Genomic DNA, 24,619 nt, shown 5'->3' with positions numbered 1-24,619 from the left:
TTGGCACTTACTATTCAGCTCAAAGGTTGTTTTCCTTGTGGCTGAGACCATCTGGCTGTTAGAGCGATTGCGGCGATAGATTTCAATACATTTGTCTACGATGTCTTGCTCATCGCATTCATGAAAGTGAACACTCTTATTCGACAGGGATTGAGGGATCTGACCAGACCTTACTACCCTAGAATACTCTGGAATCCCTGTGCTTTCATCTTGGCGTTGCACTTGGTCTAACTCAACAAAAGGAACCAGCCCAGACTTAATGAGATCATACAGAACTTTGCCAGCACCAATAGGAGCGAGTTGCTCATGATCGCCCACAATAAGGAATCTCACATTAGGACAGCAGTGTAAGATAATTTGGCTCATGTATGGCACATCAACCATAGAGGCTTCATCTATAACCACGAGGTGCTTAATCTCTTCACCTGCCGAATCAACGCTCTCTAGTTCTTCGTCATTTAGGAATCTAGTAATAGTTTTAGTTGGGAAACCTATCGACTGATGGAGTCTAAGCGCCGCTCTCCCTGAAAGAGCAATGCCGTGTATGTTGTACTTCAGTTCTGAAAAGGCTCTTAATATAGTTCGTAGCACCGTAGTTTTTCCTGTTCCTGCGCCTCCAGAGATAATGGAGATTTCATGCTCTAGGGCAGAATAGACGGCTTCAACTTGTTTTGGCACTAAGGGAAAAGGGAGTTGCTTAAAGGCAAGATTGATTGCTCTGGGGTAAGTGAAATCACACCAGTTCGATTTACGATTGACGAGTGTACTTATACGCTCAGCAATAATGCCTTGCATTATATACAGCGCACCGTGGTGGTAGTTACCATCATCGCCAAGCTTGAAGTTTAATAGTTGCTCCGACTGCATTAATGCCAGCGCAGCTAATTCCCTAGACTCTAGCAGGGCTTCTAGATATGGGAATATCTGGTTATGAGTGCCAAATGTATGACCTCTTGGAACAACCTGTTCATTAAGAATTTGGTTTACAGCGCACACGAGGCGATTCGGGTCATCAAGTTGTTTCTCAAATACAGTGAGGGCAAGCTGATCTACAGAGCGGAAAGACATACCCAGAGTAGTAAGGTGGTAGGGGTTATCTGAAATTACCTCTGGAGGTGTTGGTAGTCCCTTTTTTGCACCTGTTTGCTCATCCTCTATAACTGCCGACATTTTGAAGTAGTTCTGCTGTACAAATGGCGGGATACGGTGCTCGGCAAACCATTTGGCATATTTCAGATTAGTGTATTTTTTGAAGCCTTCCACTAGTGTTCGAGCGTCTTCCTCAGAGACCAATTCAACCGCAACGAGCTTCTCTATATCCCCTCGAAGAATGATATTCATGGCTTCGGTATCACCATATTTATCCCAAACATTAAAGAGTCTGACCGTTCCGATGCCTTGAAAGTCACTCGATTTGGCAACAAAGTCCTTCACTTCTTCTAAGGTGTTGGGGATTTGAAACTCAAGCGCAGTAGGCGCATTAAATTCAAAAATATGCCTACTAAATCCATCATGGTCTTCAAGGTAACGCTCTGCTTCCCCGATAACTTTCCAGTATTCGCCTTTAGCAGGAATTGAAGGCAACCCAGTGCATGTGGTGTTTATTTTGACGCTAGATAGAACACTGTATGTATTTCTGGACTTTCGTTTACTAACAGCACCTCTAATGAAACACTTATCTTTTTTATTATTGTGTTGCACGTAAGTGACTCGGAAATACATGACAATTTTTTTCGGTAGGTTCATTATGAGTAGAACCCCCGACTGTACAGGACATCTTTAAATTCGTCGTATCGCTTCATCATGATTTCCTGTTGGTATAGCTGCTCTTTTAGGCGACTGACTTCGCGATTTAATCTGGCAATCTCAGCATCTTTAGGGTCTTGGTACTCAAAAGCTTGGTGCGCGTCACCTTTAGGTTGAGTACTGACTGAGCTTGTTGGTTTTGGCAGTAAGTTTCTTTCTCTACAAGACTCTTCCCAGTCATTAAAAATCTTGGTTGCTCGTTGGTTTTGACCCGTTATGGCACGCTTGTTTACACCTGACTGAGCGGCAACGGCTCCCTTATTGATTGAACCTCGGTAGATTAGCTCCTTGATATCTTGATCCGTTTGTTTTGCTATCCACGCTTCAAGTTTTTCTACATTGACTTCAGCAGGTGTCTTTTTCATGACGTCGTTACCCTCGTTTTTTAGCCATCGCTAGCTCTCTAACTAAATATTCACCCAGAACTTCCTCTACTTTCATGGGTGTAACGGAATCGACGTAATGAACTATGTCTGCTACCGCTAGCACGTTCCGCTCATATTTTTCTTTGAACTCATCCAACTCTTGCTTGTACCGCTCTGCTTTTTGGACATAGGCTTTCGATACTCGACCTTTTGAGAAATTTTCATGCTCTTCATCAGTGAATTCACTGGTGTTGTGCTGACGTTGCTTTGCCTCCTCAATCATTTTCTTGCGGTGAGGCACACTCAAGGTACTCAGGCCGCCTTTGATAATTCCTCTCGACACAAGTCGAGCGTGTACAGTAGATGGCTGAATAGGGGACTTCTCTAAGCCTTCTCGAATCATCATCAGCAGTTCATTCTGGATGTACTGGTCAAGCTCTTTTCCAGCTAAGCGTTTCTCTCTCATTGTGTTTCGCTCCTTTTATCCTCAATTCCCTTAGCGGCATCACGCTCCATTCGTTTTTGCTCAATGTAGAAAAGGTCTGCCAAGGTTTTTGGCGTTTTACCTACGAGATCCTGATCTCTGATTGTCTTTAAAAGGTGAGCGAATGGGTTTTGTGGGTCGTCACTTAACAGGGACACGATTTCTGACTCTTGTAGTGACTTGAGAGCTTTATTTTTCAGCGCTTCATATAACAATAATGACTGCTCTTGCTCATCAAGAGCGAGTTGAAAGGCTGGATTAGTCGAGACCAACTCTCTTAGTGTTTCTACTTCTTTTTGTTTGCGTTCTAGTCGAGAGATAACTTCTTCTGTTTCTCCCATTCGACCAGAAAGCGTGAAATAACCACAAGGTAATCCTTCCTGACATCGCATTGCAAAAGGGCAACCGAATCTAGCTACGTCTCTAGTACATGCCCCAAAAACAAGCGGGTAAATCCGAGCGTGACGTTCAAGTAGGCGTTTAGCTTCCTGTTCTTGCTTGTTATTAATGAGCTTATCGTGAGCTTCTTTTAGTTCAGGCATGAAGCTTTCTGACATCGAATCACCAACATACTTCGCCATTTCTTCGCTGCTTGCGCCATATGTTTGCATTGCTCGCTTTAGGTTGGCCTCGGTGGATAAGTCTTTTGAGACAATCATACTCGCCGTACTCTTAACGGCTTCAACACCAGTTCGAGTGCGGTTGGCTTTTGCGTATGCAGCCATACGCTGAGTTACTTCTGACTTATCAGTGCCTTGTACGACTAGAGAGTGCTCAACTGGCGTGTCGAAAAGCGACATTTGATCATCTTCAGTGAATACATCTTTCTTGGCATGAAAGGTCTTCTCCAGAGCAACCATTGCTATGGCTGCTGCTCTATATTCAAGAGATTCAACCCCATGCTGATAATGTTTGTTCTGCGTGACGTCTACTCTCCCCATTAAGATCGCCTGTAAGTGGTCTGTTACGCCAGCAATCGCTAAAAACGTATTTATGTTATGGCGAGGGGTGTGTTTAGCGACTCGTATCTCTGAACCATCGTCTTCCGTCAGTCCAAATAAGGAGAAAATGGATGTAGAACCCTGCGTGTTGCCGAGCCATTTTTTGAGAGTGTTTTCCTGTAGCGGGGTGATTACCGATAAATGACGGAAGTCATTAACCAGATTTCCCATGCCATAGGGAGAAATGAACAGTAATTCTTCGTAGTTAAAGTTCAACAATGTACCATTGTCGTTATAGGTATGAACCCCTCGGTGCTCTTGTTCGAAGTTGTATAAACTTGAATAAACAGCGACGATGTAATCATTAACCTGAGTTTTTGTGTAGAAGTAGTGTTTGAGTTGCTTGTGTACCTCGTGAATTCTAGTCGGCTCGTGTCCAGCATAGGTTTTGAATGATGTCTGAATACTTCTAACGATGGCATTTCTGGCACCGCCAGTCCCATCAACAACATGACCAACCAGTTCTCTAGATTCAACTTCATCTTCTGGCAATTCACGGATAGCGTCAGGCAGAAAGTAGGTGAAATCAGACTCTCGATAGTAAATTAACAGTGCGCGTTGTTTGTTGGTTAGTTCCTTGACCCTCTCAAATATCATTTCAATAACAGGGTAGGTTGAAGGGGCTAGCCAATGTATGCGTTTGCCTGCCTTCTTTGCGCCGATGTAGTCAATGCCTAGGTAATAATCAGGGAAGCCCATATCCTTGGCATATTGCAGTTTATCGGGGTCAGTTATTTCTCGCCTAACAAGGCAATCAGTTTTCAAGTTCTGCAATTCTTGGAAACGAAGACCTGTGATTAGTAGCAAAAGCAAGCTCATTAACAGCACTTTATCTTCGTCATTCTCGGCTAGATAAATCAGCTCAATAATGGACATGAACGCCTTAATCGAAATTAAGTGTTCATCCTCAGTTTTTAAAGGATCTAGATCAGTAACATCGACTGACGTATTTCGCGTAGGGTGTTGGTTCTGCACGTTAAGCGTGGTTAACGTTAGCGATTTTGCACTCAGCACTTTTGCTAGCGCAACTGCTTTATCAGCATAATCACTAACAGCCGTTGACGCTGCTCCACATTCAGCGTGAGTGTCCATGGCGGCGTGGATAATGTCTGATGTTAGATACATAGGGTGGGATTGCCCAGTAGCTTTAACAAGTTCAGCGTACCAACGCTTCATTACTAATATTTCTTGCTGAAACACAGCCCCCGCAGGGGTACTATTGCCGCTCATGGTTAGTGTCTCAACCAACATTGCTCTCATGAAATTTTGATATATGGGGGCGACATCCATTTTTTCGACGCCCTTTATTCGTGAGATATGGGTAAAGGCTAGTTTTCCCTTATTTGCACCCTTAAGCCATGCGTAGCCTGATTTACCATACGTCCAGCTATCCAATTCCCATAGAAATACATTCTCAACGTTTGCCTCTATTGCTTTCTCACGGAATTTCTCGCGGTTCTTGCTTATAAAGGCATCAACATTCTTGCTCACATCAAGCATATTACTTTCTCGCTCCCTGATAGTTTTCTATTCGGCTGATCACATTAGCCACATTTCTTTGGCGGCGGATTAAGTCATTGCCGAGAGGGTGCTTGTGAAGGTTGGCATCTACAGTTATCTTTATCAGCTCGTCAACTTCTCGACCAAATGCGTCATACACTTCCTTATGTAATCCATCGAGGAACGGGTGGAAGTAAATACAGCCATGACAGGCTCGCCCTTGACTGAATGGGCATATTGGCTCTTCATAGCCACACCCACCAATGTGCGTATGTAGGATGCCTCCAATAGAGCCTGCTACTCGACGGCCATCCCAGTTTTCACTATGAACAAGGTTCCCTGTGAGCATCAAAGCCATCATGTTCTTGAATACGGGGTTGCGTCCTAATGCTTGCTCTCGAATATCAGCGATATCAGGCGTCACAGCTATGTAGCGAGAAGCTACCGTATCATTGCTGTGTCCTAAGATGTAGGCAATGTCAGTAGCACTCGCGCCACTCATTGCCATTGAGTGTCCGACATTATGTCTGAAAAGGGTCGATGTATAGCGTGGAAGCTCTAATAGCCCTTCATTAACTGCGTCTTTCGTTTCTTGAGGAGAAAAGCGAAATAGCATTCTTTGTATAGCATCACTTGCAGCTTTTGTTGTTGACTTCGACTTTGGAAATAACGGTTCTTCAGGACTGATTTTAGCCAACCGAATATAAAGCTTGATTAACTTACCCAATTCATCGGGGAGTGCAATCAATATTGGGTGTGGGTTCTTTTTTGATTTTTTTGCGAACGGGAGCAGGAGAGAATAGCGATTACCAGCTTCATTTTTGGTGTCCAGATGTATATCGCTGGCATAAAGTTTTGCAAGTTGTACAGGTCTACCGCCAGTGTAATAGGTCAGACCAAGAATAACGCAATCACGAAGTGAATCGAGGCTGACTTTGGCTTTGATAATGCTTAGGTGCGCTTCAATTTCTGCTTTACTTTTCAGGCTAGGCGTCAACTTGGATGCCCAACGAGTAATACCATCCTGAATCATCGCGCACACTTCTAATGGAATCACATTATCAAGATTTTGATAAATCCCGAAAGTATCAGATTGAGGGCGAGGGACAAAAAGCAGTTGGTCTTCAAGATCTTGTTTTGAATCATCTGTACTGTTAAAGAATCCATCACGATCAAGCGCCCTTAAAGCATACAGGATAGGATAAAAATCCTTATTAGTTTTACTCTTAGACTCATTAATTCGAGTAGCCAAGTGCTCAAGATGTGCTAAAAAGGTGACTTTAGTGAAATGCTCACACTCCCTAAAATAATGGGCTAGGGAGTAACACATCGTAGGTAAATTCGTTGGGCTGTGCTCCCGAAGGTAACAGACAGCGACGAACTTTATCAATCTTACTTTGATGCTACCAAGCTCAGAGAATATTGGAGAGCTTTCGAATCCAATATAACGTTCCCCACCTGAAAAATAACAACGCCAATCCTCGTCCAACGTTAAGGTATTATCATCAGTTCTGTCAGCACCTTTGAGGAATACACGCTTTGGTAATTCAAGTTCGCTGATCCACGTTAGTTGCTCCGAAGAAAAAGGGGTATCGTCGGCTGCGCGAAAATTGAGTGGCGTTACATTATTGGAACTCATCAAAATCTCCAAATCCGTTGTCGTCGTAGTCGTTATTAATAGCACTTTCCTTATTTGAACTCAGAAGTGCGTCTTTCGTTGAGGTCAATGGCATTTGGGAGCGCTTCGTTACCATATCCGTTCGCCTAGTGTTGCTTTCATTTGCTACTTTCTCAATGAATCGATTGGCATACCTTATTGGCATTTTACTCGTGAGGCTCCACCCACCAAGGACTCTCAACTTGTCAGCCGCAACGTCTAGTAGCCCCTTCATTCTTGCTCTAACGCCATAGTCTCGCTTCAACTCTAGCTCTTCAATAAACAGCTCGTTATAGATGAACTCCAGCGTTATATAAGCCCACGTATGTCTGCCTACATGGGGAGTGATCTGAGGCATAGATTCGATATTAACCTCTGATGTCGTTCTGAAGTACGGGTGCTCTTTTATAAATGCGCTATCAATTTTTCGATAGTAGGAGTTGACGGCATCATAGGTTAGGGGAGCTAAATCACCACGCGATCCAATGAAAAGAACGCCATAGTCAGTTGCCTCTGGCTTAGATTCAAAGAGGGCGGATCTCTTTTCGCAGTAGATAGTGAGCATCGTGTAGTCACTAGGGTCTAATTTAATTTTTCGTTGAGAACCCTTTGTTTTAATTGAGGGAGGATTTGCCCGAGGGTCATCAACTCCATCGGGTAGGTTCTGGACTAGAAGGATATAAGAACGTTCACCTTTTTGGTCAGGTAGCGTTGGCCCGAACGATTCCAGCGAAAGAAGCAAACACTCACCGATCCTCAGTCCGTACTGAAACAGCAGTCTGTGAATAATGTAGTTGCGGAATTGCTCAAATTGACTTGAAAAAGGGTTCTGAGGGTTTATCACTGCTGGGTAAACCTCACCAGTATCCGCATCTACAAACTCTTCAGTTGATGGCAAAAGCATATTATCTAACAGCAGTGCTTGTTGCTCTGTTAGGCTCTTGTATCGTGTTGTTGAAGAATTCGAATCCACCTCCATTGAAGAGTATTCCTTTGTGATTTGCTTGATCTTCTTCTCTATTTCACGATGCATCACCGAGGCATCGAGCGGAGAGCAATTTTGATAATCCATGCATGTGTATCTGTCATTCAGGAACTTAAAGTAGCGCGTGATCACATGAACATAAGCCACATACGCTTCCTTTGCTGAAGCTGATTTAGAAATAGGGCTAACGGAAATGTATGAAGAAGAACCATCAATGTGTTGTTTTGATAAGAGATAATCAAAGAAGAGATCAACTTCTTTCAGGAATGATTCAATATAGTAATTGGCATCTAGGAACGCACCATCAAAGGTACAACCGTACTTTCTTTCATAGAATTCGTAGAAGAAGCGCAATGCTTTAAGTGAGTTGGTTTGAGTTCCAAGCGATCTCTTTGTGAGTTTAGTAATCGTATAAATCGTCAAGAACAGAGACGGCAGCGTCGTGACATCATCAACAACCAGTTTTAGGTGCTGTCCATTACGTTTCGTGTGGGCAAGGCTATAGCTCATAGTCGTTCAAAAATCCTTTTAGTTGGTTTCTGTGAACACATTTAGATGAAACGATGCAGTGCTAAGGTTAACCATGTTTTTAATAGTTAGTTAATCATCGCGAGATGATTAACTAACTATTAAGGATTTTATGGTAAATCCGAATACTGTTAAATACACTTATGAACTTGACACTAAACCCAGAACACAAGTTCATGAACTCAGCGTAAACGCAAAACAGTTTTCTGTAAAGAGTAGAAGGCAGGGCTTAACTTATTGATTATTGGTCTCTCGTGAATCTAGGAATAAAACGGGGATATTTAACATAACACATATAATGCGCACTAAGGTATTAGGCATGGGCCGTTGTCTGCTTGAGTTCTTGAGCTTTAATCTCTGGATATAACCGCATAAAGCTTAACATCCCTTGAAGCTTTTCAATCTCATCATTCATGTGTTCATGTAAATTTGATGCAATTTCCTTTGGGCAATCGCCAGTCCCTAAGAACATCGAGATATTTGAAATTTCATTAAGCTTAGATTCTAAATCAGTTAACGTGTATTCTTTGATAGTCATAATCAACTCTCCAGTAGTTGGTTGTGGTGAAAGCCCGTAGCTGTCCAACCAGTTACGGGCTTAATTCTATTCAGTGATTAGTGGCTTAGAGTCTGTAATCTCTCGTAAAGATGAACAACAATTTGGGCACTCAATATGAGTCAAATATGCGGTAACAGTCACTTCATCTTGAAAAAATGGCTTATAGCAAGACGTACATTGATACGCTGGATCATCTTCGCGGCTAACCATAGCGACGCCGCCTTTATATGGGATAGCTCTCTTAGGAAGGTTCAAAATCATAGTTCGGCCTCCATAGGAGAAATAAGTAAACCAAATCGCTTTAATTCAAGGCCACCGAAGTTATTAACAACATAACTAGAACTATGAACTGTGTAATCTCCTGCGACATATGGCGGTTGTCCTTCATCTAAAGATAACTTCATCTCTACGGGAAATTTACCACCCAAATATGCATATGCTGTTTGTTCGTAAATAGTTCTAGGCGCTTTCCCTTCTCTACCAGGAATGGTTCGAGTAATGAGTCTTTCATCCTCTTTAAAAATTTCAATTTTCAACATGTTAATGCCCTTATTAAAGTTGATTTAAGCGACTGCTCTGAAAGGTAAAATGTTTGACTGGGTAACTTGTGGCATTTGATACCAGTCTGGGACTGGCAATGGAGCAACCTCAATGACCTCTGAACGCTTCAATGTAGGACACATCCGAGAAACATCGAAAGGACGAGAGATATCGATACCAATTTGCTTTAGGCGAGCTTTATGTTGATAAAATTGACTGTCTTTTAGGATGTCTCTTAAATCAGTACCATGCTGCCACATTGTGAAATAACTCATTGTTGTATTGGCCTGTCGTAAAGTGTCTACAGCACCAGAAGATAGTAATTGGTGTGCAATAGATTGGTGCTCATCATGTGTTGCGTGCAGTGTGTTCATAGCGTTCTCGATATCATTCAAATGTGCATAAAAGTCTTGTTCGTCTACTAAGCCGTAAAATTGTAAATTATGTCTTTTCAATAACTTCTGTCTTAAGCTGTGCTCTTCTCGTACTACGCCTTGCTCTTCACAATATGAAATTAGCTGATTGATATAATTAAGTTGCTCTGTTGTAACTCCTTTCTTTTTGCGCTTGTCTTTTTTTAAATGCTCTTTTAATTCAAATGCCTTGCAGTAAAGCTTATCCATCATCCATTCAGAAGCTTCACCCCAGTTACAAGTCATGCCATTTGGATAAAGCTTTGGTTCACGCCCGCGACCAATTTGCACCGAAGACATTCCTCGAATAAATGAAGCTTCGCGCCCTCGCCCCACCATGTGATTACGAGTCCAGTCAATAAGCGTAATCTCAGCACCATCACCAACAAGGCAAGAAGATTTTCTTTCAGCCGTTTGGCGATGATGGAGACGAGTGTTTTTAGTAAACGGAGGTAAATCATATTTTGCTAATATGTGGTTATAGATGGATACACATTCATCAAGTGTTTTTAAACCAAATAAATTATCCATACGCTGCCATCTCGAAGGGTTTCCTTCAACACGGACGCGATTGCCATTACAGCGAATAGTTAATTTTGTGCTGTAAGAGCCTTCTAGAATTTTCTGATTCACACTTGGAGGGAGCTTCTCACCACTTTCCATATCAACACGCTCAATAACATGCGTGCCAACCAAAGGAAGTCCGCCTTCTGGGTGATCTTGTTGCATGAAAAGTTGGTCAATAAAGTACAAGTGAAAACCCTGTCAATAGTCTTATGGAATAAAAATGACTAATCCCATAGAATCAATTTATCCTGAGCGATAAATATATAGGGTTAAAATTGAGTTCACAAGATAAAAAATGCGATTTTATTATGTCTATAGGCGAAAACTTAAAAAGATTACGACGTGACAAAGGCTGGACTCAAGGAGACCTGGCTAACAAGTGTGGTATAAGATTTGGTCAAATTTCAAAAATCGAAAGAAATGAAACAGACCCCAAGTTAAGTACCATATACGCGCTAACACGAGCACTAAACTGCACACCCAATGCACTACTAATGGATATGGAAGAGACAAGCATTGACGCAATAATGTCAGTTGCTCTTGAAAGGATCCAAGGTCTGCCAGATGAGGACAAAGATCATCTATTGGCAGTGATCGATAAATACTGTATTGCTAAGAGCTTACAGCATCTCATCGAGCACAATACTCTTTTAGGAATATCCATTTTTGAAGGTAAAACGGAAGAAATGAAAAAGGCAAAATAGTCCGGAATTCCGGAGTTAGTTCGGGTGTAACAGGAACCCGAACCGCTTCGCGGTAGGTTTTGGCCATGAAATAAATGAAAGCTAAGTAGAGAGAGCGCACACCGTGGCGCTCTCGCTTCCTCCCCGCTTTGCGCTCCCTCTCTCTTCTCCTCTGTTCCTTATCGTCGTCGAAATGGAAGTTTTAGAGCGTTCCAGTGGGATTAAACGCCTTTGGTGCTGAAAGGCTCTGCAAGGCTGATTCTGGCAGGATGAAGGGATGTTTTGCGGTTTCATTGAGGGGAGCTACGGGAACAAGTTCCCTACTTTTCGGGCGTTTGGACGAGTCATTCCCTAAGAACTGAAGTGGACGCCCTTATCCCTGCGGGGCTAGTACGTAAAAAAAATGACATACCGAGTAATTGGTATGTCATTTCTTTCTTAATTCGCATTATACGCTTTTTATGTTACGGGCTATCTCTTCAAAGCGATTCTCTTTCCTGTCATGTACGCAGCAAGCTGCGACAATGAGAAAGTCTTTCGCCCACCCTTTGCGCGTTCTAGGCCGTTGGCAAACCACTCAACATAAACACGAATATAATGCGCACTGTAATAGTGGTTCCTGTGGACTTGAAATCACTAAGGCCAATCCAGTGCAAGCCATTGAGATTCCTGACAATCCAAGCCCATTAAACTTTTTTGCAATTCCTTCCCATACTGATTTTATCTGCAGATTATCATTTCGAGTTGATTGGTTTATCTCACCTAGCCTGCATTCCCAGCCAATTACACGAGAGCCACTTCATTTTCATCTAGTTCATCGAGTCTGAAAGCTTTGCGCTCTTGCTGCCCGATGCTTCTAATCAACATTGAAATCACGAACCTGTGGCTATATGAAGCCGAATATACTTTTCTGGATATTTATAACGATAGCGTTTTCCTTTCCTCAAGTTGGATTTCACATACCGACAAACTTTTTTGTCACCACTACTGGTTACTCTTTTTATTACTGCTTTTTTACCTTTGTGTTCCATCTCTATCATGACATCACAATAACCTTGGTAGTCATCAAATTTATTGTCTGCTTTCCTTTGAATCTTAGTTTTAATCTTTTTAGCCAATGGATTCGTTTCCGAGTCGTCAGACAAAGCTGGAGTGCTTACGAAGAGTAAGAACATTAAAGTTACAACGTATCGCATAATTTAAGCCCGTTTATCTTATTGATTAATCAATGATAAATAATTTTTCTATAGATACGAAAATGGGACGCTATATTGCGTCCCATTTAACACGATTAAGTAACTGATATGTAATTAAGCTCGCTTCTTGCCTTTGCTCGCTTTGAAACCTTGATGCGGAAAAACGTTGCGAATCCGCTGTTGGATTTTTTTGGGAACGTCCTTGGAGAAGCTCAAGCGCATGCCGGTTCGTTGGCTATATACCTTCATTTCACCACTAAACGGATTATGTTCACTAATATCTTGTAAGTTATGTTTGAAAGAAGGTGGTAGATGCCCTTTTACGTTACTGATATGGCCGTTATCAAACTTTACTTTTAGCACTGGTCTATCAACTGCGATCAACCAAAAGATCACAATGGCAGCAATTAAGATTACATATAACATTTGGCACTCCCTATCCTAGCTAGATAGCAATTTACTCAAATCCTCTTTGATTGAGGTAACTTTTTGACTCGCTTTCTCACTTCTCGATGCTTCAGAAAGTAGATATTCAATTGCGTCAGATAATGTACAACCGAGCTCGTTTGCTCTACTAGAAAGCTTTTCCCAAACTCGGTAATCTAAATCAATGGATTTTTTCTTTGTATGGACTTGCTCTGCATTAAAGTGGCGTTTCCGTTTCGCTCGGATAGCCTGCTTGAGTTTATTGTCTAACTCTTCTGACATGTGGTTTTCTATCCAAGCCAAGACAAGTGTAGGCTCATGTTCAAGGCGTTTTAGCTCTGCAACCGCGGCATCTGCTTCACTTGTATCAATATGTCGGGTAATCGCTTCACCATCTTTCCATTTCTTGATGAGATACTTCCATTTCCACCCACACTCTAGATTCTCAAGCTGCTGATATTTCATTTATTCCGACCCATAAACATAACCTAGTGACAGCGTAACCCAGATAATTTACTTGGGCAAATAAAACTCTTAGAAGTATCGATGTTGATCACTCATTTGTCTAAGTATTGTTCATTGAGTGTTGAATGCCGTGAGCGAACCAAATTGGTGCTAGGGTGTTATAGTCCATTTCGTTATAATGTCGGCAAGATTGAATTACGATGAATTTTAATGAACCAACTTAATTGGCAAGACGTAACACCTTCACTTGAGCAGTACGAAGCACTTTTAAAGTCTGCACCTTCGTTACCAAAGAAGTCTTTTACTGATCTTCAACCGAGGATGTCGGCAACGATATCTCGCTTTTCCAAAATGTCGGGATTGACACGCGTGCTACTCATTAACTGCGTCGATAATTCTGTCTATAGAGAGTTCATCAGTAAAGCTCTTCAGAGTCATTCTAACGCTGCGATTGTTTTGTCGGAATCACTTGATGCCAAACGTTTATTTGACCGTTACAGTGTTGATGTAAGTGGTGATATTGCCTTCCAACCTGGCTTGATTTCACAAGCTGACGACGGTTATTTGATTGTACCTGCTAATCTCATTCTGGCTAACCCGGGACTTTGGCCGAATATAAAGTCTGCAATTCAACAAAACCTTATCGAGCCACTGAACCTAAGCCCTACTCGCTTACCTACTTCAGTACCGCCATCTAAAGCTTATGATGTAAAACTGATTGTAACTGGGGAAAGAAGTCAGTTAGCAGAGCTAGAATATATCGACGAGGACTTTTGTTCAGGCTTTGCCATGTATACCGAAGTTGAAGAAGATATTCATTTGTCAGAGCAGAATTTGACAGATTACTTTGGTTTGGTGAACTGGATATGTTCTCAATATCAGCTGCCTCATTTAACGGAATGTGGCTTTAGAAGACTATTGCTAGCTGGTATGAGATTTACTGAAGATCAACATTATTTGCCGTTAGGTGTAATGTGGCATTCTCAACTTCTAACACTTGCCAGCCAGTTCAGTGATGGCCAAACATTAGATTACGAGTCATTAGATAAAGCGATTGACGACAAGTATTACCGCGAATCCTATCTTCCTCAGCGTGCCGTGTACGATATTTTAGATGGACAAGTCATCATTGAGACAACTGGGGAGCAAGTTGGCCAAATCAATGGCCTAACCGTCATCGATATGGCTGGACACCCTGTCAGCTATGGTGAGCCTGCCAGAATATCGTGTGTAATTCACTTTGGTGATGGCGATGTTTCCGATGTTGAGCGCAAAGCTGAGCTTGGAGGCAATCTACATGCGAAAGGCATGATGATTATGCAAGCTTTCTTAAGCTCTGCTCTAAAACTGGATGAACCACTGCCTTACTCTGCCTCAATTGTATTTGAACAGTCTTATAGTGAAGTTGACGGTGACAGCGCATCTCTCGCAGAACTTTGTTGCTTGGTGAGTGCGTTATCTGAATCTCCAATTAATCAACAAGTTGCGGTTACAGGAGCCGTCGATCAGTTTGGTCGAGTGCAAGCAGTCGGTGGCTTGAACGAGAAAATTGAAGGTTTTTATCAGGTTTGTAAACATCAGGGTTTTACGGGAAATCAAGGCGTTGTCATGCCGAAATCAAACCTTAAACACCTTGCATTACATAAAGATGTAATAGAAAGCATTAAAAATGGTGAGTTCCATATTTGGTCCGTCTCTACGGTAGATGAAGCTATTCCGATTGTTATGAATAAACCTTTTAGAGGCGAAGACGAGAGCATTATTGGCAAAATAGCGGAACGTATTGAAAACTTTGAAAGACATGAGCATCCAGAAGGAATTGTGCAGCGCATCAAAAACTGGTTTGTCTAGTACTGATCGGAGTTGTTTAGCGTACACGTGTTCACTAAGATGCAGCTATCAAAAATTGGAGTAATTGATAATGCAAAACAAACGTGATTCTTATAACCGTGACGATCTACTTGCTTCTAGCCAAGGGGAACTGTTTGGGCCTGGTTACCCTCAGCTTCCTGCGCCAAACATGCTAATGATGGATCGTATTACTAAAATGTCTGAGACAGAGGGCGATTTTGGTAAAGGTTTGATCTTGGCGGAATTGGATATTACTCCAGATTTGTGGTTCTTTGATTGCCACTTCCCTGGTGATCCAGTAATGCCTGGCTGCCTTGGCCTTGACGCGATGTGGCAACTTGTTGGCTTCTTCCTTGGCTGGGTTGGCGGTAAAGGTAAAGGTCGCGCTCTAGGTGTTGGTGAAGTGAAGTTTACAGGCCAAATCCTACCGACGGCGAAAAAAGTAACCTACGAAATCCATATGAAACGCGTCGTAAATCGTAAACTAGTAATGGGTTTGGCTGACGGTCGTGTATGCGTAGATGGCAAAGAAATCTACGTTGCGAAAGATTTGAAAGTTGGTTTGTTCCAAGACACTTCAAACTTCTAATCACGACTTTAATCGATTTATAAAGGCTCCTATTTAGGGGCCTTTTTGTTTGCCTAGTCTATAAATGTAGAAAAGGCTCCGTAGAGCCCTTTCGAATCCTTCTTTTTGTATGTGGAGAGTTTATTTGTAGAGACCAGATTGTCTTTCATCTCTGGCATCACGCCAACCACCTAACCAATACGACCGAGCATCAACTTGTTGATATGGGCAAGCCTCTTGAGACCTTCCATTCAACCCAGCTTTATAGCCTTGAGATTGAGCTCGTTCTAGGCGATCACGCTTTTGTCTCTTCATAGTTAATTCCTCATACAGGTCCATTTACTAACGTACAGCTGTTATTGTGAAACTTTGATGGAGTTTTTATGACTCCACTTATAAGAATCGATCAAGTTGAGTGATTTCTCAAGGCATAAAAAAAGCAGAGGCTCAAATGTGTGAGCCTCTGCTTGATTTAAAAATTACTGACGATTTTTGACTATTTTCTACGGAACCCAAACAATCCAAGCATGGTCAAAGCTAACCAACCAAGGCCTGCACCTTGACGCTCTGTTGTCGTTGAGTCAACGCTTCGAGACACAATGTCCTTCTCAGTCGCACCTGCAATAGGCACCAATTTTACAGCTACGATTTGCTCATCAGAACTACATGTCGCATTGTTTGCTGTTGTACTGTAACCGCCAGCACATTTCATCGCGGTACCAGAAATCACACCTGCATCGTTGATATCGGTTGCGTCAAGAATACGGAACTGGTTGTTTTGTTCAGAGTAGTCACCGCCATTAGTCAAACTATCTAGGAACCAAGCTTTTCCATTAAATAGTGTTGAAGCGCGTTCACTAGTCTCACCACCTACACTATATGGGTAGATAAAACCGCGCTTACGACGTGGCTTACCATCGTCTTCACGCGTCGTTTCCGCATCAAGTTGTCCGACAATTTCATTGTAAGCGTTGATCCCGCCCATCTTACCGCCCGCACCGCTGAAGAAAATTCCGGTACTTGGGTAAAAAGCGTTAATAGAATCCTTACGAACATCATTTACGATAAAGAGACGATTCGGAGCAGAGCCCGTTGGCATTAAGTATCCGCCCGAACGTTTTGCTTCACCAATAGCAACAAAATTTGAGTTAACATCGGTTAATCGTGAGTTTGTATGAACCGTATCATCGCCCTCACGCTGTCTCGCTCCTACAACAACTTTGTTTTTCCAAGTTGCGTTTTCAACGCTACCTTCTGCCTCTAGGGTTCCGACAAAAACAGTAGCATTCAGATAGTTATCATCACTGTATGTGTTGTAACCCACGCCGTAAACCGTTGTTCCATCTGTGACAAGGTCACGCATGCTTCCTTGAGCCAGTCTTTCTCCGTCTTTAGATGTGCCACTTGGCCAAGCCAACTCACTGACGGTTCCACTTTGATCCCAAATGGCTGCTTTCGATGTGTGGTGAGCGCCATTGGTATTGCTTGCTGTTCGAGATACACTACCAACGGTAAAAGTGCCATCGGTTTTCCAAGCGTGGCTTTGCACAACGCTTGCGTCGTTATCACCTGTAACAAAATTTGGTTCAATAGGTGCTACGACTGTATTTCTTGTTTCCAGTGTCGACTTGTTTTCACTGTTGACTTTACTTTGATTACCGACAGCTGCACCATCTTCGGTAAGCTGATTGATAACATTGTTATATTCATTTTTATAAGCAGCAGAATCGCCTTCTACAAATGCTAACGCATTAGAAGTAAAGTCTTTACTACGCTCTTTGTTCCATGGGGTCCAGTTTACAGAAGCCCAAGAGTCACAAGTAGAATAGCGAAGCTGGTTATAACAGTAACGTTCAAAATCTTTGAGTTCTTGGATGTAATAAAAGCCCGCGTCCAATCCAAATGGAATTTCCTCACGATAGCTATTTCCATCCACGGCTTGTGTTGCTGAAATAGGTGTTGTGCGAGTTTCCATCGCAAGCTTAAATTGGTCTGGTGTACAGTTTGCTGCCGCATCAAAGCAGCCCAAAGCGAAAGGGGAACCTGTTGAAGGATCTGTACCCGCATCACCTTGCTGAATTGCAACACCGTAAGCCGTTTGGTAGTCACCGTTTGAACCATGATCCTGAGGTGAAACCTCAACCACTTGATACAATGCCGCCTGTGCGTTCATTGTGGTACCAACCATCATCGCAATGGCGGTCAATTTGAATTTATTACTACAATTCATTGAATTCTTAACTATCCTGTTGCATTGCTTCGAGTTCTTCCCATCTCTCGAATGCGTTTTCCAACTCCTGCTCTAGCGCAGCAAGCTGTTCCAATACCGGCTGAGTTTGCTCTACAGGTTTAGCAAAGAACTCTGGATCGTTCACTTGCTCCTGAAGGCTCTCGATATCCGACTCTAATTGTTCTAGTTTAGCTGGTAGAGCTTCTAATTCTCTTTGCAGCTTATACGATAACTTCTTCGAGTTGTTCTTAGGTTGAGTTGTTTTGGGAGTTTCCTCAACCACTTTTTCTTTTTTCGCTGGCTTTTCAACCGCTTGACGAACCGCCAATACCTGCTCACGCTGCTGTCTTGCATCGTGATAACCACCAACAAACTCTTCAATCACTCCGTTTCCTTCGAAGATCCAGCTTGTGGTAACGGTATTATCAACAAACTCTCGGTCGTGGCTAACTAAAAGCAATGTGCCCTGATAGTTGGCAAGCATTTCTTCTAAAAGTTCCAACGTTTCGATATCCAAATCGTTGGTTGGTTCATCAAGAATAAGTAAGTTGTTTGGTTTCAACAAGATACGAGCTAGCAGTAATCGGTTTTTCTCACCACCAGAGAGCGCCTTAACCGGGGTTCTTGCGCGCTTAGGTGCAAATAAGAAGTCTTGAAGATAACTCAACGCATGACGCTGACGTCCCCCAACCATTACTTCTTGTTTCCCATCCGCTAAGTTATCGATCACTGTCTTTTCTGGATCCAAAATCTCTCGGTACTGATCAAAGTACGCGACTTCTAATTTTGTTCCGCAGTGTAAACGACCAGACTGCGCTTCCAATTGCCCTAATAGCAATTTAAGTACCGTACTCTTACCGCAGCCATTTGGTCCGATAAGTGCAATACGGTCACCGCGCATAATGTTAAAGCTAAAGTTGTCGACGATTGTCTTGCCTTCGTAAGCAAAAGATATGTTTTCTGCTTCAAATACAATTTTCCCTGAACGTGAAGCATCATCGATATTAAGGTTAACTTTGCCTTGGACATCCCGGCGATCGCGACGCTCTTCACGAAGTTTCTTCAATGCGCGTACACGACCTTCATTTCGAGTTCGGCGTGCTTTAATGCCCTGCCGAATCCAAACTTCCTCTTGAGCAAGCTTTTTGTCGAATTCAGCATTCTGCATTTCTTCAACGCGGAGCATCTCTTCTTTTTCTTCTAGGTAGTTGTCGTAATCACCTGGGAAAGAAGCTAATTGCCCGCGATCTAAATCAACAATGCGTGTTGCCATTGATTTGATGAACGCACGGTCGTGAGAAATAAAGATGATCGAGCCTTTGAAGTCTTTTAAGAAGTTCTCTAACCATTCGATAGTTGTTACATCAAGATGGTTTGTTGGCTCATCAAGAAGTAATACATCAGGGTCACAAACCAGCGCGCGAGCTAAAGCGGCTTTACGTTGCCAACCACCGGATAAATCGGTCAGTTTAGTTTCTGGACTTAGTTTTAAAGCACCAAGTACGTTCTTAACACGGTCATCAAAACGCCAAGCATTAGAATGGTCAAGTTGCTCTTGAACCTTGGCTAAACGGTTGATGTTTTTCTCACTCGGGTCTTGAGCAACAAGATCGAGAAGATCGTGATAGATCTTCAGTTGTTCGCCGATTTCAGCCAAACCGCCAGATACGTATTCGTAAACCGTACCCTCTTGATTACGCGGTGGATCTTGTTCAAGTCGAGAAACAACGACGTCTTGAGTGATTTGAATCTTGCCGTCGTCCAACAAAATGTCGCCGGCAAGCACTTTCATTAACGTGGACTTACCTGCTCCGTTGCGACCCACTAAACAAACGCGTTCGTTTTCTTGAAGAGCGAACTCCGCTTTGTCCAGCAATGGGTGGTCACCAAATGCAAGTTGTGCGTTATGAATGGTAAGTAATGCCATTATTATCCAACCAATGTGTGAGTTGTTCTAAGTCAAACGGCCAGTTCAACTCAGAATCTTGATACTTTAATACGGGTATTGTGACGCCGTAACGAGAAAACAGTGCATCATCGAACGCAATATCAATGATATCTGTTTGCTCGGCCAAACCAATTTGGTCTACTAGAGCAAATGCCATCTCACAAAGATGGCATCCCTCCGTGCTATACAATATCAGCACGTATTAATCCTTTTGTTTATACTACGCGTGCGTTACTAGCCAACAGTTATGAATCTGTTTATTACGCGCAAAATCTAATGGTAACGTTTGAGAAGAAATATTCTGAGCCTTCAAACCAAGTTCAGCAAGCGACTCTTCATCCATCTTGAAGTGGCGCTTGTTATTCGAGAATACGATAGTGCCTTCACTTCTTAGTAAACGTTTAAGATTCTTCATCAGTTTAATGTGATCACGTTGTACATCGAATGATGTTTCCATACGCTTAGAGTTAGAGAACGTAGGTGGATCAATAAAGATCAAGTCGTACTCACCTTTCGCGTTTTCTAGCCATTGCAAGCAGTCTGCTTGTTCATAGCGATGCTGACGTCCTACACAGCCGTTAAGCTGCATATTGTCTTTCGCCCAGTTCAAGTAGGTATTTGACATATCAATAGTCGTTGTGGAACGAGCGCCACCAACCGCTGCGTGAACCGTCGCACTCCCAGTATATGCAAACAAGTTTAAGAAATCTTTACCTTGCGCCATTTCACCTAAGCGACGACGAGTGATCTTATGATCCAAGAACAAGCCAGTGTCTAGATAGTCATGAAGGTTTACGATCAGCTTCACACCGTACTCGTTTACTTCAAGCGTCTCTGATACCTGACCTAATTTTTGGTATTGGCTGCGACCCTTCTGCTTTTCACGAACTTTAAGTACTACTTTGTTCGCCTCTACACCTGTCACCTGAATCGTTGCACGAATGATATCCGTTAGGCGACGTTTTGCTTTTTCTTCTGGAATGTTTTTTGGCGCAGCATACTCTTGAATTACGATTTGATCGCCGTATACGTCTATCGCCACATTGTATTCAGGAAGATCAGCGTCATAGATTCGGTAGCAATCAAGCTTCTCTTTACGGGCCCACTTGCCAATCTTGCCAATGTTTTTCTTTAAACGATTTGAAAAGTCTGGTGCGATTTGAACATTAGTATCAGCACCCTTCACTTCATCAGCACTGCGCTCTGCAATACTGTAGTTCTTTTGGTGACAAGGTAACGCACCATTATTCAATTTAAATTGTTTATCAGCACGCATACGAAGACAGCTCAGCAGCTCGTCTGAACTCGAGAAGATAGAGGCTTTACATCCACCAAACTCAGATTTTAGCTGTCCACCAAATGCGGTGTAGAGCGCAATTAGCCCCGGCTCAGTTCCTAGACGCTCACCGTAAGGTGGGTTTGAAACGATAACACCGTGTTCGAATCCTGCAGGACGAGTTATGGTTGCAGCATCACCTTGTGCGAACTCAATCAATTCTTCAACGCCTGCTCTGCGCGCGTTTTCTTGAGCAACTTTTAATACTTTAGGGTCGTTATCGAAGCCAAAAAACTTAGCGTCAACTTTCTTGACACCCCGTCTAGCTTGAACATTAGCCTCTGATTTAATCTCTGCCCAAGTCTCTGGTTCAAAGTCTTCCAACACTTCGAAACCCCATTGCTTTCGCTTAACGCCAGGAGCCATGTTGGCAGCCATCATCGCAGCTTCAATAAGCAAAGTACCAGAACCGCACATTGGATCGAGTAATGGTTGATGCCCATCCCAGCCACAACGCATGATAATCGCAGAAGCAAGCGTTTCACGTAACGGGGCACGACCCGATTCTGGTCGGTAGCCACGTTGATGCAAACCACTGCCTACCATATCTATCCCAAGCAACGCTTTATCTTTATGCAAACGAACGTGAATACGAACATCTGGGCGTTCTTTACTGATGTTGGGACGCGGCAAACCTTTATTTTCAAAGCAATCTACGATGCCATCTTTGACTTTCATCGCACCGTACTGGCTATTTCTGATCTCACGGTTTGTGCCGTTAAAGTCCACAACAAAACGTTTAGAGCTATGAAATTGGTTAACCCAGTTAATAGCAGATGTAGATAAATACAAGTCCATGTCGTTGTTACACGTGAACTCAGATAAAACACGTACAAATCGAGACGCTAAACGGCTCCACAAACAACAGCGATAAACCTGTTCGTTTGTCGCTTTAAATTTTACGCCTGCCTGTACTGGTTTCGCATTTTCAATGCCTAGTTTAGTCAGTTCTTCAACAAGCAAATTTTCCATGCCATTTGAAGTTACCGCGAGATATTGATTCATAGTGTTCTTTCGCTGATAAAAAATGGCTTCAATTATACCTGACTTTACGATCAATGCCTCGTTTTTAAAGGAATTTCCCCACCTGTTAGTTCAAATCATCACCAACAAAATGATCTGAAACTTTCAATATCTTTAATTTGAGTGTTTTTTATTCACGAACGAAATTTTGTTCCCTTGGAAAGAAGTGAATACTTATTTACATTGATTTTGGTATACACCAGAACATAATTATTGATGTAAGTTACTTACATTTTTGCCTTATAGGGGAATAAATGGGGTCATTTTAAGCGCTAGGTTGCCTAGTTAAGGGAGTCATCAGATTGAAATAAGTAAAATAAAAGTGACCAGCTTCATGTTTGCATGCATAGAAAACATACCGTTTCATGGCTGATGGGGCTCTAGTATCAAAGGAAAGGACAAAAAAAATCGACCTAACGAGGTCGACTAATGCAAACAAAGGAACGAAATAAAGAAAAAAATTAAACAGGTTTACCCCACCATTGCCATAGGGGTTATTGCAAAGAGGTGATTTGCACAAGCCATGCGGTCATGCATTACTTTAATCGGCTGCCCAAACTGAAGCGCCTTATTGCCATCAAGCACAAACGCTTCTTGGTTAACATAAGCACATAAGCTCGACGTCTCGCCTAGTTCTAACACGATGAACATGCCATCAGAATATTGGTTTGTTAGAAAGACCATGTCCCCTTCTTCAGGCTCGTAACCTGAGGACTGTGCGTCAAAGAACCAGCTTTTAGGCTGTACAGGTTTATGAAAGCGCTTTGCTGCAACACAATACAGTGTTAACTCAGCTTGGCGGTATTCGCTGATGTCGAGGCATCGAATACGTTCATTAAACGTTTGGAATGCACTGGCGTCATCAACGGTAAATTCATTGTTTGAGAAGGCACAGTTAACCAACAATTTTCGGGATAAATTGGTTTGGAAAATCATTTCCTCCCCCAGATCCAGCATTAAGCAAGCTTTTTGCTCGTCAAAATACCAATTCCATTTGTCGCTGGGTTTAAGCATTATTCCGTTCTCTCTTGACTAGTTAAATCAGTGGTAAAGAGGTAAGACGCTTAATTACCTACTCGTGATTTTTAAATTTTACAAACGAACGGATAAAAAAAAAGAGGAAACAAAGTCCTCTTTTTTATGTAATAGCTACTGATTTTTCAGTGGTTTTTGATGTGTATGTTAAAGGTTCTTAACAATATCACGTACTAGGCCTGGGCCGTGGTAAATAAAGCCGGTGTAGACTTGAACAAGTTTAGCGCCTGCCATCAGCTTTTCTTTGGCTGCAACATAGGAATCCACACCACCAACACCGATAATTGGAAGTTTGTCTCCTAGCTCTTCATGAAGCTTACGTACGACTTCCGTAGAGCGTGATTGCACAGGGCGACCACTTAAACCACCTGCCTCATTGGCGTGTTTCATTCCTTCTACGATCGTGCGATCCAGAGTTGTGTTAGTCGCGATCACACCATCTATATTGTTTTTCAATAAAGAATCGCAGATTTGGCAGATTTCTTCGTCACTCAAATCAGGCGCAATTTTTAATGCTAGCGGGACGTATTTGTTGTATTTCTCTGAAAGTTCCGCTTGTTTCGCTTTTAATTCAGAAAGTAGTTCATCAAGCGCTTCACCATATTGAAGTGAACGAAGACCCGGAGTGTTTGGTGATGAGATATTAACCGCAATGTAGCCTGCGTACTCATACACTTTCTCCATACAAATCAGGTAGTCCTCTGCCCCTTTCTCAATTGGTGTGTCTTTGTTTTTACCAATATTAATTCCGAGAACACAGTTGAATTTTGCTTGCTTTACATTCTCGACCAAATTATCAACGCCTAGGTTGTTAAAGCCCATGCGATTGATGATACCTTCAGCTTCGACTAAGCGAAATAAGCGTGGTTTATCATTCCCTGGTTGCGGACGAGGTGTTACTGTGCCAACTTCGACAAAGCCAAAGCCCATGGCATCAAATGCTTCAATGCATTCACCGTTTTTATCTAAGCCAGCCGCAAGACCTACTGGGTTACGGAATGTTAGTCCCATACACTCAACTGGACGAGTTGGTAATTGTTGGCGGTAGAAGAGATCAAGTGGTGTGCCGTTAAAGCGTTGGAAGTTCTTGATTGCAAGATCGTGTGCCTTCTCGGCATCGAGTTGGAAAAAGCCAGTTCTGGCTAGACGGTAAAGCATTGTGCCTCCGAAAGAAAAAAGCCCCGTATAAACGGGACAATATTATTTACTGTTTTTCATCGTAATTCAATGAAAATGAATGTATTAAGTAAAAACCTATATCTTTCTAATATTTTCAAATATAAAACAAACAATTAGAGTAAGATTTCAACAATAAAATTTATAACTAACCACCCTAAAGCAATCGATTTCAGCCTATTTTAACTTCCCCACACCGTTACGCTGTAACTCAATCGGCGCTATAATAGAAACGATGAGCAACAAAAAAGCCTCGCTAAATAACGAGGCTTTTACT

The 24,619-nt window shown here is 42.4% G+C and carries 22 protein-coding genes and 1 pseudogene; 3 read left to right on the top strand and 20 right to left on the bottom strand.

Annotation, left to right across the window (positions count from 1 at the left end; translation table 11 throughout):
* The 9 genes from B7360_RS14485 to B7360_RS14440 all read right to left on the bottom strand — a co-directional run.
* A partial coding sequence (locus B7360_RS14485; RefSeq protein WP_085343833.1) for an AAA family ATPase occupies positions 1 to 1,746 on the bottom strand: 1,746 nt, incomplete at its 3' end.
* Positions 1,746 to 2,171, bottom strand: a complete 426-nt coding sequence (locus tag B7360_RS14480; RefSeq protein ID WP_085343832.1) for a hypothetical protein — start codon at positions 2,169 to 2,171, stop codon at positions 1,746 to 1,748. The genes B7360_RS14485 and B7360_RS14480, both read right to left, overlap by 1 nt.
* 7 nt (positions 2,172 to 2,178) lie before the next feature.
* A complete protein-coding gene (locus B7360_RS14475) occupies positions 2,179 to 2,637 on the bottom strand; it encodes a hypothetical protein (RefSeq protein ID WP_025796163.1) in 459 nt (152 codons plus the stop codon).
* Complete coding sequence (locus B7360_RS14470) at positions 2,634 to 5,156, bottom strand: hypothetical protein (protein WP_085343831.1); 2,523 nt, start codon at positions 5,154 to 5,156, stop codon at positions 2,634 to 2,636. The genes B7360_RS14475 and B7360_RS14470 overlap by 4 nt, the downstream gene beginning before the upstream one ends.
* A gap of 1 nt (position 5,157) precedes the next feature.
* Positions 5,158 to 6,795, bottom strand: coding sequence for a site-specific integrase (locus B7360_RS14465; RefSeq protein ID WP_085343830.1), 1,638 nt, complete (start codon positions 6,793 to 6,795; stop codon positions 5,158 to 5,160).
* Positions 6,782 to 8,308: a site-specific integrase gene (locus tag B7360_RS14460; RefSeq protein ID WP_085343829.1), complete on the bottom strand. Its 1,527-nt coding sequence runs from the start codon at positions 8,306 to 8,308 to the stop codon at positions 6,782 to 6,784. Before B7360_RS14460 ends, B7360_RS14465 begins: the two co-directional genes overlap by 14 nt.
* Positions 8,309 to 8,639: 331 nt before the next feature.
* Positions 8,640 to 8,864 (bottom strand): hypothetical protein, encoded by a 225-nt coding sequence (locus tag B7360_RS14455; protein WP_062887423.1) that lies wholly within the window; start codon positions 8,862 to 8,864, stop codon positions 8,640 to 8,642.
* 278 nt (positions 8,865 to 9,142) lie between these two features.
* Complete coding sequence (locus B7360_RS14445; RefSeq protein ID WP_062887419.1) at positions 9,143 to 9,424, bottom strand: single-stranded DNA-binding protein; 282 nt, start codon at positions 9,422 to 9,424, stop codon at positions 9,143 to 9,145.
* A 24-nt stretch (positions 9,425 to 9,448) separates the two neighbouring features.
* Positions 9,449 to 10,591 (bottom strand): phage/plasmid replication protein, II/X family, encoded by a 1,143-nt coding sequence (locus B7360_RS14440; protein ID WP_062887417.1) that lies wholly within the window; start codon positions 10,589 to 10,591, stop codon positions 9,449 to 9,451.
* Positions 10,592 to 10,680: 89 nt separating this feature from the next.
* Here B7360_RS14440 and B7360_RS14435 point away from each other — a divergent pair, with 89 nt between their 5' ends.
* The gene (locus B7360_RS14435) at positions 10,681 to 11,109 is read left to right on the top strand and encodes a helix-turn-helix domain-containing protein (protein ID WP_139046062.1); all 429 of its coding nucleotides are present in this window, start codon (positions 10,681 to 10,683) and stop codon (positions 11,107 to 11,109) included.
* A 556-nt stretch (positions 11,110 to 11,665) separates the two neighbouring features.
* On the opposite strand, the pseudogene B7360_RS14430 reads toward B7360_RS14435, so the two are convergent.
* From B7360_RS14430 to matP, 4 genes and pseudogenes are all read right to left on the bottom strand, one after another.
* Positions 11,666 to 11,830 (bottom strand): annotated as a pseudogene (locus tag B7360_RS14430) (DUF3693 domain-containing protein); the annotation flags it as partial.
* A gap of 130 nt (positions 11,831 to 11,960) precedes the next feature.
* A complete protein-coding gene (locus B7360_RS14425) occupies positions 11,961 to 12,284 on the bottom strand; it encodes a hypothetical protein (protein WP_048626405.1) in 324 nt (107 codons plus the stop codon).
* A gap of 114 nt (positions 12,285 to 12,398) precedes the next feature.
* On the bottom strand, positions 12,399 to 12,710 hold the full coding sequence (locus B7360_RS14420) for a DUF3634 family protein (RefSeq protein WP_005396496.1): 312 nt from the start codon (positions 12,708 to 12,710) through the stop codon (positions 12,399 to 12,401).
* A 15-nt stretch (positions 12,711 to 12,725) separates the two neighbouring features.
* Positions 12,726 to 13,175, bottom strand: a complete 450-nt coding sequence (matP, locus tag B7360_RS14415) for a macrodomain Ter protein MatP (protein WP_005396497.1) — start codon at positions 13,173 to 13,175, stop codon at positions 12,726 to 12,728.
* Between the two features lie 210 nt (positions 13,176 to 13,385).
* Between matP and B7360_RS14410 the strand changes: the two genes are divergently transcribed.
* On the top strand, positions 13,386 to 15,026 hold the full coding sequence (locus B7360_RS14410) for a Lon protease family protein (protein WP_053807435.1): 1,641 nt from the start codon (positions 13,386 to 13,388) through the stop codon (positions 15,024 to 15,026).
* Between the two features lie 70 nt (positions 15,027 to 15,096).
* A complete protein-coding gene (gene fabA, locus B7360_RS14405; protein ID WP_005396499.1) occupies positions 15,097 to 15,615 on the top strand; it encodes a bifunctional 3-hydroxydecanoyl-ACP dehydratase/trans-2-decenoyl-ACP isomerase in 519 nt (172 codons plus the stop codon).
* 120 nt (positions 15,616 to 15,735) lie between these two features.
* On the opposite strand, the gene rmf is transcribed toward fabA, so the two are convergent.
* From rmf to pyrD, 7 genes are all read right to left on the bottom strand, one after another.
* Complete coding sequence (rmf, locus tag B7360_RS14400; protein WP_005377453.1) at positions 15,736 to 15,909, bottom strand: ribosome modulation factor; 174 nt, start codon at positions 15,907 to 15,909, stop codon at positions 15,736 to 15,738.
* Between the two features lie 181 nt (positions 15,910 to 16,090).
* Positions 16,091 to 17,824 carry a DUF3466 family protein gene (locus B7360_RS14395; RefSeq protein WP_085343826.1) on the bottom strand — a complete coding sequence of 578 codons (1,734 nt, stop codon included), beginning with the start codon at positions 17,822 to 17,824 and terminating at the stop codon, positions 16,091 to 16,093.
* Positions 17,825 to 17,831: 7 nt separating this feature from the next.
* Positions 17,832 to 19,751: an ABC transporter ATP-binding protein gene (locus B7360_RS14390; protein ID WP_085343825.1), complete on the bottom strand. Its 1,920-nt coding sequence runs from the start codon at positions 19,749 to 19,751 to the stop codon at positions 17,832 to 17,834.
* Entirely contained in the window at positions 19,729 to 19,971 is a 243-nt protein-coding gene (locus tag B7360_RS14385; RefSeq protein WP_074190119.1) for a glutaredoxin family protein, read from the bottom strand. Before B7360_RS14385 ends, B7360_RS14390 begins: the two co-directional genes overlap by 23 nt.
* A 21-nt stretch (positions 19,972 to 19,992) precedes the next feature.
* The gene (gene rlmKL, locus B7360_RS14380; RefSeq protein ID WP_005396504.1) at positions 19,993 to 22,113 is read right to left on the bottom strand and encodes a bifunctional 23S rRNA (guanine(2069)-N(7))-methyltransferase RlmK/23S rRNA (guanine(2445)-N(2))-methyltransferase RlmL; all 2,121 of its coding nucleotides are present in this window, start codon (positions 22,111 to 22,113) and stop codon (positions 19,993 to 19,995) included.
* 489 nt (positions 22,114 to 22,602) lie between these two features.
* The gene (locus B7360_RS14375; protein ID WP_085343824.1) at positions 22,603 to 23,145 is read right to left on the bottom strand and encodes a cell division protein ZapC; all 543 of its coding nucleotides are present in this window, start codon (positions 23,143 to 23,145) and stop codon (positions 22,603 to 22,605) included.
* A gap of 168 nt (positions 23,146 to 23,313) precedes the next feature.
* Positions 23,314 to 24,324 carry a quinone-dependent dihydroorotate dehydrogenase gene (gene pyrD / locus B7360_RS14370; protein WP_006743218.1) on the bottom strand — a complete coding sequence of 337 codons (1,011 nt, stop codon included), beginning with the start codon at positions 24,322 to 24,324 and terminating at the stop codon, positions 23,314 to 23,316.
* Positions 24,325 to 24,619: the final 295 nt, after the last annotated feature.

This window comes from Vibrio sp. ArtGut-C1 (assembly GCF_002105475.1).
Classification (GTDB): Bacteria; Pseudomonadota; Gammaproteobacteria; order Enterobacterales; family Vibrionaceae; genus Vibrio; species Vibrio diabolicus.
The sequence above is the reverse complement of the archived record's forward strand: the minus strand, read 5'-3'. Positions and strand labels throughout refer to the sequence as shown.